Genomic DNA, 13980 nt, shown 5'->3' with positions numbered 1-13980 from the left:
CTTGTAACGCCATACCAGGCATAACAAGGGGGTGACAGGGTAGCGCTGACAGTGATGTCATTTATTGGCAAAGAGTGTAACACGAAAGTCTCACACCAATGCTGTTCCCCTAGCGATTGCAATAAAGGTTTAGAAGTAGCCGCCTTGTCGAACCTGCTGAGCAATTTGTGCAGCAACACTCTCCCAGCTTTCGCCCAACGAACGGACCAGGGCAGGGTAGCCATCCTGTTCAAGAGTGGTTTCTGCAGTGAAGCTTTTGAGTGCGAGCAACTCGCCATCGGTATCTCGAAGCTGCCACTGGCCGCTGGCTACCGCGACACCGTCAAAGCGGCCTTGGAATTGATCCACTTCCATGGACAGGGTGAGCGCCCCAGGGCTGCTACCTTCTGCTCGTACCACTTGCACGCTGGGTAACTGATCTGCCAATTCGGCCCGTAAGGCGCGTTCAAGCTGGCGCCCAATACCCTCCGCCCACTGGTGCTCCCGCGCTTCGTTTAACGTGATGTCGTCTAACTGCATCACAATCCCGTCCACGTCTAAATAGTGGGCTAGTCGAGGTGTGCGCACTTGCAGCGTGGCCTGGGTGTTAGCCGGTGCGTTCACTGCTGGGCTGGCAGGAAGCATATAGCGTGCAGGGGGAGAGACACTGCTAGCGCAGGCGGAAAGCAGCAAGCTCAAACTGATGATCAGCAGTAGTAGCGGTAATCGGCGTAACATGACGTTCAATCCTTCTTAACGGGGAGCACGAGGAATCGGGTCCTGCGTTTCTAAATTGTCGAACAGCAGCGCGCGTGGGTTCTCGTTCAGCGTCCGAGTGAGCGGTTGTAGGTCACGCATCAGCCGATCCAAACGCTCAATGGCGCCGGTAAGCTCTTGATAGGCGGGCGATGAAGGCGAGACCCCTTGAAGGGTGCTGCGCAGCTCTTCCAGCGTGCCGTTGAGGTTGCTCCCGATGGCTTGCGTTTCTGGATCATTGAGCAACTGATTGATAGACGCGCTGACTGCACGCACTTCGTTCAGTACACTTTCAGAAGCTTGCAGGTTGCGGTCCAGCCCGGCTATCAAAGGTTCTACTTCCAAGGCGTTTAGTTTTTCAAGCAGGCTAGTCACCTGAGCCTGAATCTGTGCAAAACCGCCCGCTACCGTCGGGAATACGGTCCGCTCGGAGAAAACTTCCGCGACGTATTCGTCGGTAAGGTCACGCCGGAAGTTAAGGTCCACAAACAGCGCACCCGTTAACAGGTTGCCATTCTTGAGTGATGCCCGAAGGCCTAGGCCGAACATGCGCTTAAAGCGGTTATCCCACTCCTCCAGGTCGATATCGGTGTTTTCGATCCCTAAGCGTTGTGGTTCGATGCGGATGAGCACAGGGATGGCGAAACGAGCCCGCGAATCGGGCTGTGGCGCCGTAAAATTCCAGGGTACTGCTGCCACGGTACCAATTCGGACGCCACGAAACTCGACCGGTGCGCCTCGTGATAGCCCGCGAACCGTGTCATCAACAAGCAATACATACTCTAGATAGCGGTTAAATGTGCCTTCCCGGGCAGTATCTTCATCAGCATAGAGGTTAAAACGTGTATTGGCTTCTACCGGCTTACCCATGGGAAGATCTTCAGGCACACCAAAGGTGACACCGCCACCCAGCAGAGCTTCCAGCGATTCTACGTTGACCCGCACGCCGTCAGCATCCAGGCGGAAGTCCACTCCGCTAGCGGTCCAGAAGCGGGTGCTATCGGTCACGAGCTGGGCGTAGGGTTCTTCGATAAATACTTGGTGGTGCATGGTACGTGTGTCTGCATCGAAGCGAGCGTCTTCTACGCGCCCTACCGTGTAACCTTGATAAGAGACGGGATCCCCAACACGCAGCGAATTGCCTAATTGGCTGACAAGGCTAATTTGTAATCCTGCTTGCCCAGCAGGCGCGACCGGTGGGAGATCGCTTACCTCAAACTCCCGCTTAGGCTCCTCTGATTGCCCAGGCTCAAGCTGTATATAAGCCCCCGAGAGTACCGTGCCCAGGCCGCTGATGCCTTCGCGACCAATGCGCGGCTTGACGACCCAAAAGCGACTGTCTTCGCGGAGCATGGCTTCGGCTTCGGGTTGAATTTGAGCCATCATCACCGCGTGAGACAGGTCATCAGACAAACGAACGCTCTGTACGCGGCCAATCTCAACATTGCGGCTGCGGATCAGCGTACTGCCCGCCTCAATACCTTCTGCGCTGTCCATGGTCAGCGTCACCATGGTGCCCCGGCTTGAGTAGTTATCATAAACCAGCCACAGCCCAATAATGACGGCCACCAAAGGAACTATCCAAATAGGCGATAGCCGAGTTTGTGGCGACGATTTTGCTTTATGTAACTCATTGTTTTCAGCGTTTGAGGTATTCTGAGGCGTGGAATCATTAGCCATCAACAGGTTCCTTGGTGGCCGCTTTACGGCGAAGAGGGCGTGGAGTGTGGGTATCCCAGATTAAGCGAGGGTCAAATGTCATGGCAGCCAGCATGGTGAGCACTACGACGGCACCAAAAGCTAGCGCGGCAGGACCTGGTGTAATCGACATTAATGACCCAGCGCGGATGAGGGCGACCAAAATGGCCACGACAAATACGTCAACCATTGACCAGCGTCCAATAAATTCAGTTAATCGATAGAGGCGGGTACGGCTCTGTGCGTTGAGCTCGTTGCTGCGCTTAATCATCAAGCATAGCCATGCGAGTGCCACCAGTTTGCCAACAGGCACAATCACACTGGCGATAAAAATCACCGCAGCCACCGGCCAGGACCCCATTTGAATGAGCTGAACAACGCCGCCAACGATAGTGGAGGGTGCTGAGCTGCCTAAACTGGTAGTGGTCATGATGGGGTAAAGGTTGGCGGGTATATACATGATGCTAGCTGCAAAGAGAAGCGCCCAGGTGCGCTGTAAGCTATGTGGTAGGCGCTTATGCAGTTTTTCATGGCAGCGAACACAGCGTTCTTTTCCATGCTGAATGCGATTAATCAATCCGCAGGTAGGGCAGCCAGTGACATGCTGGCTAGCAGCGGTGGTGCCAGTGAGCGTGCCTTCAGGAGCAAGGGGTTCGCCTTCCAATGAGAACCACATCCAGTCAGCGTCAATGGACTGCACCGTCATTAATAACAGTATGGCGAACAAGCAGAATGCCCAAAAGGAGATGCCAAGTTCAATCTGCGCCATGCCAGCAACTTTAATTAAGCTTACCAGTGCGCCGATGATGAATACATCGGCCATCATCCATGGGGTTAGATGTGCCAGGGAGCGGGCAATGTCACGGCTAAAAGGCATAGGGCGAGACTGCAGTAAGCCAAACTGAAGCCAGACGACGCTTACAAGATATACGGCGGGCAGCACGACAATAGTCATCATGACCGCAATAGCTACTATCGGCTGGTGGAAAGCAATCAGCGTGGTGGCGGTCTGCGATAGATCAATGCGGTTGCCAACACCGCTAACGCTGAAACTGACAAAAGGAAAAGATACCGCGACTATTAATGCGACCAATGAGGCTAACGCTAGCGCCATACTGCGCTGAGCAGGATAACGGTGGCGCTTCACTAACACATGCGAGCAGCGAGGGCAGGTGGCTTTTTCACCAGAGTTCAGGGGGGGGAGCGCAGATACCCAGTCACATTCATGGCACGCACGCAAACGCCTTCGCTGGGTGCGAGTTTCAGGGGGGGAGCAATCAACCTGGGGTGTATTAACCGGCAGCGAAGGCCGTTTCATAAAGGCGTAATGGGGCAACAGCAAACTCTCTGTGCATAATACGGTTAGAACCAATACGATGGTATATCGTGTGTGTCAACCTAGGTAACCTGATAACTACTTGCAAACAGTACTTGACCAAATACCAGAGTTAGACAAGGATGCAGCCGCGATAGTGCCTAACATTATGACATCAAGGAACTGAAATGTTACTTGCCTTTATTGCTGTGGTAGTAGGCTTGGTCCTGCTCATCTGGAGCGCAGAAAAATTTATTGATGGCGCTGCGGCAACTTCGCGGTGGCTGGGGCTGTCGCCGCTGCTGATTGGTATGTTGGTAATCGGTTTTGGTACTTCTGCACCGGAAATGATGGTGTCGGTGCTGGCAGCGATGCAAGGCAACCCAGGCCTGGCGGTGGGGAATGCGTACGGTTCCAACATTGCCAATATTGGTTTGGTTTTGGGCTTTATCGCACTTATCTCTCCGTTAGCTGTTCATTCAGGTGTTATCCGTAAAGAAATGCCCCTGTTGGTAGCGGTGATGCTGCTTACCGGCTATATGCTTTTCGACGGTTGGATTTCCCGTGCTGAAGCTATTGTGCTGCTAGTGGCGCTGGGCATATTTATTGCGATCAGCATTATTCGTTCTCGAGGTCAGGAGGATGATCCGTTGTTGGGTGAAGTGACCGAAAGTCTTGATAGCAACCCGATGTCGCGCGGTAAGGCCATCATGTGGACGCTGATTGGCTTGGTGCTGTTGATTGCCAGTTCGCGGCTGCTGGTATGGGGAGCTGTCGAGATCGCGGTAGCTTTCGGAGTCAGTGATTTAATTATCGGTTTAACCGTAGTCGCCGTAGGTACTTCTTTGCCGGAACTGGCTTCTTCAATCAGCGCACTGCGGCGTAAAGAGCACGATATGGTGCTGGGCAACGTGGTGGGCTCCAATCTGTTCAATAGTTTGGCCGTGGTAGGGTTGGCGGGTGTCATCACACCTATCGAAGTGGGTCGTGAGGTGCTGGTGCGTGACTGGAGTGTCATGACCTTTATGACGCTTATGATGGTGCTCTTCGCATTTTCTTGGCGTGGTCGCCCACGGCGTATCAACCGCGTTGAAGGCGGTGTTCTCTTCGCCATTTTTATCGCCTACACAGGCTATATGGTCAGCATTGTGGTGATGTCTTAAACGATTGCACCGAAAAATGGTGGTTTGTCTGAGGAGTATGCGTCAATGCGACACAGCTTTTTGGGCAAACTTGCGCTGTATAACGGGTGTCGAAGCGTTAAAATGCAACACAGCTAAAGAATAAGCTTAGTGCTTATAACTAAAATGCAGCGCCATTAAGGCTCAACTAAGCTTGTGACACCCATTGATGGGATTTTAATCCAGGTCTTAGGAGCGTGTGATGGAACTCGACCCCCTTTTACTATCGCGAATGCAGTTCGCCTTCGTTGTATCGTTTCATGCGATTTTTCCGGTCTTCACCATCGGTCTGGCGTCTTACATAGCGCTGCTTCATGGGCTGTTCTTCAAGACCAACAACCCCGCTTGGGACCGCCTGGCACTGTTCTGGACCAAGGTGTTTGCCGTGGTTTTCGGAATGGGCGTCGTCTCCGGGATCGTCATGTCTTTCCAGTTTGGCACCAACTGGAGCAACTTCTCCCAGGCGGCCTCCAACTTCCTCGGGCCGGTGCTCAGCTACGAGGTCGTTACCGCTTTCTTCCTTGAGGCGGCATTCCTCGGTGTCCTGCTCTTTGGCCGAGGCAAGGTGCCACAAGGGGTTCACCTGTTTGCTGCCATCATGGTGGCGATCGGTACTTTCATTTCGTCGTTCTGGATTCTTTCTGCCAACAGCTGGATGCATACGCCGGCAGGGGTAGAACTCATCGACTATCGGTTCCACGTGGTTTCCTGGACCGAAGCGATATTCAATCCCTCCTTTCCTTACCGCTTCGCGCACATGGCCATGGCATCTTTTCTGACCGGTGGCTTCGTGGTGGCCGGTGTGAGTGCCTGGTTCCTGCTGCGTGGTCGCGACCCGGAAGCCAACCGTCGAGCGCTTTCCATGTGCCTTTGGTTGCTGCTGTTTCTGGCGCCAGCCCAGGCGGTCGTGGGGGACTTCCATGGTTTGAATACTCTGGAGCACCAGCCGGCCAAAGTGGCGGCCATGGAAGGGCATTGGGAAACCTCTGGCAACGTTCCGTTGCTGCTGTTCGCCATTCCGGACCAGGAAGCGCAAACCAATCGCTTTGAAATCGGTATCCCCAATCTTGCCAGTCTCATACTGACCCACTCTACGGATGGGGTTATTCAGGGGCTGAATGAATTTGCTCCTGAAGAGCAGCCACCGGTCTGGATCGTCTTCTGGGCGTTCCGCGTGATGGTAGGGATCGGACTGTTGATGATTGCCACCGCCCTGATAGGACTGTTGCTGCGTCGCAAAGGCAAATTCCATCAGCACACCGGGTTCCTCAAGACGCTGGTGTACATGATCCCCATGCCGTTCGTCGCCGTGCTGGCTGGTTGGATCGTGACCGAGTCAGGACGTGCCCCATGGCTGGTATACGGCATGATGACCCATGCGGAAGGCGTTACGCCTTCGCTAACCGGCCCCATGGCGCTGTTTACGCTGGTGGGCTACGTGCTGGTGTACGCGGTGGTGTTCTATGCCGGTATCTACTATCTGACCCGCGTGGTGCGTAACGGCATGCTGCCCAAGGAAGAGCGTGAAGCGGCAGGCGACAATTTCAGACGCCCCATGCGTCCACTGTCGGCCACGGAAACTCCCTTTGATGACGATGTCGACCCGGTGAGGAACTGAGACATGGAAATGTTTGATCTGACGATAATTTGGGCAGGCATTATCGGGTTCGGACTGATGATGTACGTGCTGATGGACGGTTTCGATCTGGGGCTTGGGATTCTGTATCCCTTCGCCCCGGACGAAGACGCCCGGGATGTGATGATGAACTCCGTGGCGCCGGTCTGGGACGGCAACGAGACCTGGCTGGTGCTGGCGGGTGCCGGTTTGCTCGGGGCTTTCCCGCTGGTCTATTCGGTCTTCCTGCCCGCACTCTATATTGGTGTGTTCTTGATGCTGGCGGGGCTTGTTTTCCGGGGTGTGGCCTTCGAGTTCCGCTTCAAGTCCCGGCGCAATCGTCGCTGGTGGAACCGCGCCTTCTGCTGGGGCTCCGGCGTGGCCGCTTTCGCTCAAGGGGCGGTGGTTGGTGCTTACATTCAGGGGTTTCATGTCGAAAACTTTGCCTTTGCAGGTGGCGCTTTCGATTGGCTGACGCCATTCTCGGTACTGACCGGCTTCGGCCTGATGGCAGGTTATGCGTTACTGGGAGCCACCTGGCTGATCTTGAAATCCGAGGGCCACATTCAGGAGTGGGCGTACAAGATCACCCCGCTGCTGTTGGCGCTGGTACTGGGCGTCTTCGGTATCATCAGCATCTGGACTCCGTTCGTGAATCCGGTGGTCTGGGAGCGCTGGTTCGGTCATTTGCAACTGATCTGGGTGTTCCCGGCATTGGCGCTGCTGTCGGCTTTCATGGTGTATCGCTCCGTGAAACGTCGTGACGAGGGCATTCCCTTTGTAGCCACCATCGGCATCTACGTGTTCACTTACCTGGGGCTGATCGTCAGCAAGTGGCCCATCATCGTGCCCCCCAACTACACGCTGTGGGATGCCGCTTCCGCTCCTGAATCTCAGCTGTTCCTGCTGATCGGTGTGCTGTTCGTCATTCCGATCATCCTGACCTACACCGCCTGGACCTACTGGGTCTTCCGCGGCAAGGTGCGTGTAGGAGAGGGGTACCACTGATTCATGCCCCCTCCTGCGGCCCAGTCAAATTCGTTGACGCCGCGCCGTTGGCTGAGCACGCTGGCTCGTCGTGAGCGTGCTCGGCTGGCGCTGGCGGCGTGCTTCGGCGTGCTGTCCGGCGCTCAGACGATCTTGCTGGTGGTCGGGTTGGCGTGGTCGATCGAGCAACTGGTCGTTCATGGCCGCTCACCTGTCACGCTGGTGCCCGTGCTGCTCGGCCTGGTGGTCGCCGTGGCGTTGCGCTCACTGTTTCTTGCCCTACAAGAGTCGTTGAGTGCAACTGCCAGCTTGCGCATCCGTCAGTATGCTCGGGAGCAGGTCTTGAACAAGGTCGCCGCGCTAGGCCCGGTCTGGATGACGCGGCAGCAGAGCGGTGCCCTGGCGACCCAGTCGGTCGAGCACATCGAAGCCCTCGATGGCTATTTCGCGCGTTTCCTCCCGCAAATGCGCATCGTGCTGTTACTGCCACTGCTAATAGCCGTCGTGGTGGGCTGGCTCGATTATCTGGTGGCCATCTTCTTGCTGCTCTCTGCGCCATTGATTCCGCTGTTCATGGCGCTGGTCGGCATGGGGGCAGAGCGTCTCAACAAGGAGCAGTTTGCTTCCGTTGCCAGGCTCTCGGCGCATTTCGTCGACCGCGTACGCGGCATGACGACGTTGCAGCTATTTGGTCATACGCGTGCTGCCCAGCAGGACGTCTGGTATGCCACCGACCAGTATCGCCGCCTGAGCATGCGCACTCTCAGGCTGGCATTTCTCTCGTCAGCGGTATTGGAATTTTTTGCCTCGGTGGCCATCGCCGTCGTCGCCATGTACGTGGGGTTTGGTCTGTTAGGCTATATCGATTACGGTCCTTCCCCCTCGCTGACCCTGTTCAGCGGTCTGGCGGTGTTGCTACTGGCTCCGGAGTTCTTCCAGCCCTTGCGAACCCTCTCGCAGCATTATCACGACCGTGCTGCGGCGCTGGGGGCGGCAGAGAGCATCGTGACCATCCTCGATGAGCCTGACGTGGTGCCGACCCGGTTCGACGCCCCCGTCGAACCAGATGCACTGATTGAATTGGTGAATGTCGAGGTGGGCTATGGTCGGCACTCGGCGGTCTTGACGGGCGTCTCGGCCACGATACGTCAGGCAGATGTGGTGGTTATTACCGGAGAGTCAGGCAGTGGCAAATCTTCCTTGCTGTCGCTGATGGCTGGTTTTATGGCGCCTCTGCGTGGCGCTTGCAGAGTCCGCCAGGGCGAGCAAGTGGCGTGGCTGGATCAATCACCCTGCATCATTCAAGGCTCGTTGGCCGATAACCTGCGCCTGGCGGCGCCTGATGCGACACCGGCTGCCATGCAGGAGGCCCTGGAAAACGCAGGCCTGGGTGAATTGTTGGCTGCCTTGCCCCATGGTCTGGAGACGGTGGTAGGGGAGCGCGGGGTCGGCTTGTCAGGAGGTCAGGCGCAGCGCTTGACCCTGGCTAGAGTATTTCTCAGCCAAGCACCGCTGGTGTTGTTGGATGAGCCCACCGCCAGCCTTGATTCGGCGACGGAAAAGAGCGTGATCGACGCACTGCTGGCCTGGTCGGCGGAAGGGCGAACGTTAGTCATTGCAACACATCACCCTGCGGTGATGGCCGTTGCCACTCGCCACTGGGTGTGTCGAGACGGCCAGCTTCACGAGGTGGCGCCATGAAGTTTCTGCACAATGACCTGAGCCCATGGCTGGCGCTCATGTTAAGGCGCAGGCAGCGCTTCCTCGTTGGTGCGCTGCTGGTATGGGTAACATTGCTGGCGGGCCTTGCGCTGCTGGGTTTGTCTGGCTGGTTCATTGCGGCGTGTGCCCTGGCGGGCATTGCGTTGGCTGCTGGGTTGCCGTCATCGCTGGATATTTATGTGCCCGGCGGCGGCATTCGTTTTTTTGCCTTGCTGCGCACTGTCGCTCGATATACCGAGCGGCTCTACAACCACAATACCGTGCTGACGCTGCTGGCGGATTTACGCTATCGCGTCTTTGGTGACTTGACGCGCCTGGATGACGCATCGTTGCGGCGTCGGCGAGTCGGTGAGTGGTTGAGTCGCCTGACGTCGGATATCGATGCCCTGGATAGCCTGTATCTACGCCTGCTGGTGCCGCCAGTAGTGGCCTTGTTGAGTGTCTGGATCGTTGCAGGTTTCATCGCTATTTGGTTGCCGCTGGTGGGAGCCGTCGTGGCCTGTGTATTGACGCTGCTGTGGCTGGTCATCACCCTGGGCTTTGCCAAGCTAGGTTTCACCAACAGCCATCAGCAAGTGGATGATCAGGAGGAGCTTCGGCGGCTGGTGTTGGATCAGGTGCAGGCGTCCGCTGAGCTGATGAGCTACCGAACCAGTGACTGGTATCACAGAAAAATACGATCTCACGAACAGCAAGCGCTGGATAACCAGCGTCAGTTGGCCGTGAAGGCCGCGCTGGGAAATGCGCTACTGATGGCGGTAACGGGGCTGTTGATCATTGGTGTGCTCTGGTTGGGGAGTCTGGCACTGGCTGAACAGCGCGTGGTGGGCCCCATCATGGTCATGGCCGTGATTGCCGTGTTTGGTATCAATGAAGTGTTGGCCAGCCTGCCTGCCGCTTTTGTGCGGTTTGGCACCAGCCACGGGGCGGCTCAGCGGCTGAATGCCCTGCAGGCGACACAAGGGCAAACGCGTGTGGACTCGCTTCCGGATGACGAGGGTGGCCATGCCCTGCAACTGCGTGAGGTCATGTTCCGTTATCCTGATGCGGCGAGCTGGGCGATATGTCAGGTTTCTCTGACGCTGCCTGCCGGTCAACGTGGTGCCATCATGGGTATTTCGGGTTCGGGCAAATCGACGCTGGCCAATTTGATCATGGGCCGTATCTCTCCCACTGAAGGGGATGTGTGGGTGGCCGAGCATGCACCCTCTGTCATTACCCTCGAAAGTAGCGCAGCACATATGGGGTATCTGCCCCAGCAAATAGACCTGTTCGATGGATCGCTGGCCGATAACCTGAGGATCGCCAAGCCTGACGCGACAGACGAAGAGCTTTGGCAGGTGCTTGCCCAGGTCGCTCTCTCGGACTGGGCGAAACGCCAGCCTCGTCAGTTGGCGACTCAGGTGGGAGAAAGAGGGCAGCAGCTTTCAGGCGGGCAGGCGCGCAGAGTGGCGTTGGCGAGGCTGTTCTTACGCTCGCCCTCGGTGGTATTGCTGGATGAGCCCTTCGCGGGAGTGGATGCGGCAACCGCCCGGCACGTGGCGGCCTCGCTGGACGCCTGGTTGGTAGGCCGTACGGCGATTTTCTTTGTTCATCAAGTGGATGATGCGGCTCTGGTGCCGGGTTTGGCTCATCAATGGCGGCTTGATGGTGGTAAGTTAATTCACGATACTTCATTTTGATATTCACCGAATCGGCAAGTAGGCGGCGACCATGAACGACTTTTTACGACACCTTCCCAAGGCTGAGCTTCACTTGCATATCGAAGGTTCTCTCGAGCCGGAACTGATGTTCCAACTAGCGGAACGTAACGGCATCGAACTCCCCTATGCCACGGTCGAAGAGGCCAAGGCAGCTTACGATTTCAAAGACCTGCAAGAGTTTCTGAATCTTTATTACCAGGGCATGAACGTCTTACGCAGCGAACAGGACTTCTATGACCTGGCCATGGATTATTTCAAGCGTGCCCGTTCGGAAGGCGTGCTGCATATCGATATGCACTTCGACCCTCAGGCGCATCTGCAGCGTGGGGTACCTTTGGAGGTGGTCATGGCGGGACTGCTCAGGGCCAAACAGGAGGCCGAGAGCCAGCTGGACCTTTCAGTGGGTATGATCATGGCCTTCCTGAGAGATCGTCCAGCCGACGAGGCACTGCACGTTCTCGAGCAGGCGGCACCCTACTGGAAAATGCTGGATGCCATTGGCCTGGACAGCGCCGAGCGTGACAACCCGCCCGAGAAGTTTCAGGCCCTGTTTGCGCGCGCCAAGGAGCTTGGGCTGGTGCGTGTGGCTCATGCGGGCGAGGAGGGGCCTGCCGCTTACATTACGCAAGCCCTGGACCTGTTGGACGTTCAGCGCATCGACCACGGCGTGCGCTGTCTCGAAAGCGAAGGCGTCGTGCAGCGCCTCAAGGCGTCTCAAACGGTGCTGACCGTGTGCCCGCTCTCCAATGTCAGCTTGAAAGTGGTTGATCAATTGGATCAGCATCCGCTACCGGCGTTGTTGGAAGCGGGGCTAAAGGTCACCATCAGCTCTGACGATCCTGCCTATTTTGGTGGTGGGCTGCTCGAAAATCATATCGCCTGTGCCGATGCCTTTGGCTGGGGAGAAGATACCTTCAAATGGCTGAATCGCAATGCCATGGAAGAAGCCTTCGTCAGCGACGCGCGGCGCGCCGAACTGTTGAAGCGCCTGGAAGCAGCCTGATACAGCCTGCTGCCGCCCCTATGGGCGGCGGCATAGTGCATCAGGGTAGAGCGGGCACCTCGAAATCGGGCATTTCACCTGTCAGGGAGTGCAGAAATGCCGTGATGTTATCAATGGTGGGTTCGTCAAACTCACGTCCCAGCATTTCCTGGCCCATGATGGCCACGGCTTCTTCGAGCGTTTCGGTGGCACCATTGTTCATGTACGGGTAAGTGACGCCGACATTACGCAAGGTGGGGGTGCGGAAGCGGTACTTGTCTCTTTCTTCGCCGGTCACCACGTAGCGACCCAAATCTGTCGACCCCGGCACCTGAATGGCGTGGAACTGGCTATCGGTAAAGTTGGCGCCGCGATGGCAGGCAATGCAGCCATTATCAACAAAAGCTACCATGCCCTCTTTTGCCTGATCGCTGATGGCGTCCATATCACCCCGCAAATAACGATCGAAAGGTGCGTTGGGCGTGTTGAGCGTTCTCTGGAAGGCGGCCAGTGCCTTGGCCAGGTTCTCGGCATTGATAGGGTCATCCTGGTCGGGGTACGCTTCCGTGAAGCGCTCTTGGTAGAGCTCGAACTCTGTCAACCTGTCCAGGGCGTGTTCCAACTGCATGGCCATCTCGACATCGGCTTCGATGGGGCCCAGTGCTTGACCCTCCAAATCCGGCTCCCGTCCATCCCAGAATTGCGATCCCAGGAAACCACTGTTGAGCACGGTGGGTGTGTTGCGTTCGCCAACCTGACCGTTATGGCCCACGGCTCTAGGAATGCGATCTGACCAGCCGAGCGCCGGGTTATGGCAAGTGGCACAGCTGATGACACCGCTGGCGGAGATCCTGGGCTCGAAAAACAGCATGTTGCCCAGCATCACCTTTTCATCGGTCTGTGAATTGTGGGCAGGTAAAGGTGGTAAGTGGGGCAGCGGTTCGAACCTGTCGCGGTAGCTACCGAGTTCGTCGTCTGCCCACAGTGAAGTCGTGCCTAATAGCGCGACACTCGCAAGTCCGATGGCAATACGTGATGTTGTCATGGTTTCCCCCTCCTGTTTGACCGGTCTGGTGTGCACCGTTCTTTTCAGCGGTGCTTCAACAAGTCTAAAAAAGCGGGGAAGGGCAGGGCTTGCCTCAGGTCAACTTTCCGGCCATTGGTGACCCGCAGGTGCTTGAACGGTGAATGAGAAAAAAGCTTGACGATCAAAAAGAATTGGGTAGAATACGCCCCACATCGAACGGCAACGCCGACAGATGGCTCTTTAACAATTTGATCAGGTAATTCATGTGGGCGCTTGCCGATGAGGGTGAATCATCACCCAATATCAAGGCAAGCGAACACCAAGATACTCTTCGGAGTATCGCAGTGAATTCGTTTGAACCTTGAGCCAAGTTTGATCCGCTTTTGTTGCCTTCGGGCAGCGAGTAAGGATCGCATTGATCTTAAACTGAAGAGTTTGATCATGGCTCAGATTGAACGCTGGCGGCAGGCCTAACACATGCAAGTCGAGCGGTAACAGATCTAGCTTGCTAGATGCTGACGAGCGGCGGACGGGTGAGTAATGCATAGGAATCTGCCCGATAGTGGGGGATAACCTGGGGAAACCCAGGCTAATACCGCATACGTCCTACGGGAGAAAGGGGGCTCCGGCTCCCGCTATGGGATGAGCCTATGTCGGATTAGCTAGTTGGTGAGGTAACGGCTCACCAAGGCGACGATCCGTAGCTGGTCTGAGAGGATGATCAGCCACATCGGGACTGAGACACGGCCCGAACTCCTACGGGAGGCAGCAGTGGGGAATATTGGACAATGGGGGCAACCCTGATCCAGCCATGCCGCGTGTGTGAAGAAGGCCCTCGGGTTGTAAAGCACTTTCAGCGAGGAAGAACGCCTAGTGGTTAATACCCATTAGGAAAGACATCACTCGCAGAAGAAGCACCGGCTAACTCCGTGCCAGCAGCCGCGGTAATACGGAGGGTGCAAGCGTTAATCGGAATTACTGGGCGTAAAGCGCGCGTAGGTGGCTTGATAAGCCG

10 protein-coding genes and 1 rRNA gene are annotated in these 13980 nt (G+C 56.4%); 7 read left to right on the top strand and 4 right to left on the bottom strand.

Annotated elements, in window-relative coordinates; translation table 11 throughout:
- Positions 1-129: 129 nt before the first annotated feature.
- The 3 genes from L1249_RS00055 to L1249_RS00045 are packed head-to-tail and all read right to left on the bottom strand — an operon-like array spanning position 130 to position 3751.
- Positions 130-717, bottom strand: a complete 588-nt coding sequence (locus L1249_RS00055) for a PqiC family protein (RefSeq protein ID WP_054644963.1) — start codon at positions 715-717, stop codon at positions 130-132.
- A 15-nt stretch (positions 718-732) separates the two neighbouring features.
- Positions 733-2415 (bottom strand): intermembrane transport protein PqiB, encoded by a 1683-nt coding sequence (gene pqiB / locus L1249_RS00050; RefSeq protein ID WP_044628270.1) that lies wholly within the window; start codon positions 2413-2415, stop codon positions 733-735.
- Complete coding sequence (locus L1249_RS00045; protein ID WP_228168427.1) at positions 2408-3751, bottom strand: paraquat-inducible protein A; 1344 nt, start codon at positions 3749-3751, stop codon at positions 2408-2410. Before L1249_RS00045 ends, pqiB begins: the two co-directional genes overlap by 8 nt.
- Positions 3752-3936: 185 nt before the next feature.
- Here L1249_RS00045 and L1249_RS00040 point away from each other — a divergent pair, with 185 nt between their 5' ends.
- The 6 genes from L1249_RS00040 (at position 3937) to L1249_RS00015 (ending at position 11959) form a co-directional block, all read left to right on the top strand.
- Positions 3937-4911, top strand: a complete 975-nt coding sequence (locus tag L1249_RS00040) for a calcium/sodium antiporter (protein ID WP_228168376.1) — start codon at positions 3937-3939, stop codon at positions 4909-4911.
- A gap of 220 nt (positions 4912-5131) precedes the next feature.
- Positions 5132-6547, top strand: a complete 1416-nt coding sequence (locus L1249_RS00035; RefSeq protein WP_062360351.1) for a cytochrome ubiquinol oxidase subunit I — start codon at positions 5132-5134, stop codon at positions 6545-6547.
- A 3-nt stretch (positions 6548-6550) separates the two neighbouring features.
- The gene (cydB, locus tag L1249_RS00030) at positions 6551-7552 is read left to right on the top strand and encodes a cytochrome d ubiquinol oxidase subunit II (protein WP_054644964.1); all 1002 of its coding nucleotides are present in this window, start codon (positions 6551-6553) and stop codon (positions 7550-7552) included.
- 3 nt (positions 7553-7555) lie between these two features.
- Positions 7556-9232, top strand: a complete 1677-nt coding sequence (gene cydD / locus L1249_RS00025; protein ID WP_228168375.1) for a thiol reductant ABC exporter subunit CydD — start codon at positions 7556-7558, stop codon at positions 9230-9232.
- Complete coding sequence (cydC, locus tag L1249_RS00020) at positions 9229-10935, top strand: thiol reductant ABC exporter subunit CydC (RefSeq protein ID WP_228168374.1); 1707 nt, start codon at positions 9229-9231, stop codon at positions 10933-10935. Before cydD ends, cydC begins: the two co-directional genes overlap by 4 nt.
- 31 nt (positions 10936-10966) lie before the next feature.
- Positions 10967-11959: an adenosine deaminase gene (locus tag L1249_RS00015; RefSeq protein ID WP_137093366.1), complete on the top strand. Its 993-nt coding sequence runs from the start codon at positions 10967-10969 to the stop codon at positions 11957-11959.
- 40 nt (positions 11960-11999) lie between these two features.
- Here L1249_RS00015 and L1249_RS00010 read toward each other — a convergent pair whose 3' ends face one another.
- Positions 12000-12983, bottom strand: a complete 984-nt coding sequence (locus tag L1249_RS00010; protein ID WP_081138154.1) for a cytochrome-c peroxidase — start codon at positions 12981-12983, stop codon at positions 12000-12002.
- A gap of 405 nt (positions 12984-13388) precedes the next feature.
- Here L1249_RS00010 and L1249_RS00005 point away from each other — a divergent pair.
- A 16S ribosomal RNA gene (locus tag L1249_RS00005) occupies positions 13389-13980 on the top strand; the annotation flags it as partial.

The organism is Halomonas sp. Cn5-12 (assembly GCF_021532545.1).
GTDB lineage: Bacteria > Pseudomonadota > Gammaproteobacteria > Pseudomonadales > Halomonadaceae > Vreelandella > Vreelandella aquamarina.
The sequence above is the reverse complement of the archived record's forward strand: the minus strand, read 5'-3'. Positions and strand labels throughout refer to the sequence as shown.

What these genes read in the sequence shown, in the direction of transcription:
- L1249_RS00055 (WP_054644963.1), bottom strand. Translation starts at nt 717, where the DNA reads ATGTTACGCCGATTACCGCTACTACTGCTGATCATCAGTTTGAGCTTG.
- pqiB (WP_044628270.1), bottom strand. Translation starts at nt 2,415, where the DNA reads ATGGCTAATGATTCCACGCCTCAGAATACCTCAAACGCTGAAAACAAT.
- L1249_RS00045 (WP_228168427.1), bottom strand. Translation starts at nt 3,751, where the DNA reads ATGAAACGGCCTTCGCTGCCGGTTAATACACCCCAGGTTGATTGCTCC.
- L1249_RS00040 (WP_228168376.1), top strand. Translation starts at nt 3,937, where the DNA reads ATGTTACTTGCCTTTATTGCTGTGGTAGTAGGCTTGGTCCTGCTCATC.
- L1249_RS00035 (WP_062360351.1), top strand. Translation starts at nt 5,132, where the DNA reads ATGGAACTCGACCCCCTTTTACTATCGCGAATGCAGTTCGCCTTCGTT.
- cydB (WP_054644964.1), top strand. Translation starts at nt 6,551, where the DNA reads ATGGAAATGTTTGATCTGACGATAATTTGGGCAGGCATTATCGGGTTC.
- cydD (WP_228168375.1), top strand. Translation starts at nt 7,556, where the DNA reads ATGCCCCCTCCTGCGGCCCAGTCAAATTCGTTGACGCCGCGCCGTTGG.
- cydC (WP_228168374.1), top strand. Translation starts at nt 9,229, where the DNA reads ATGAAGTTTCTGCACAATGACCTGAGCCCATGGCTGGCGCTCATGTTA.
- L1249_RS00015 (WP_137093366.1), top strand. Translation starts at nt 10,967, where the DNA reads ATGAACGACTTTTTACGACACCTTCCCAAGGCTGAGCTTCACTTGCAT.
- L1249_RS00010 (WP_081138154.1), bottom strand. Translation starts at nt 12,983, where the DNA reads ATGACAACATCACGTATTGCCATCGGACTTGCGAGTGTCGCGCTATTA.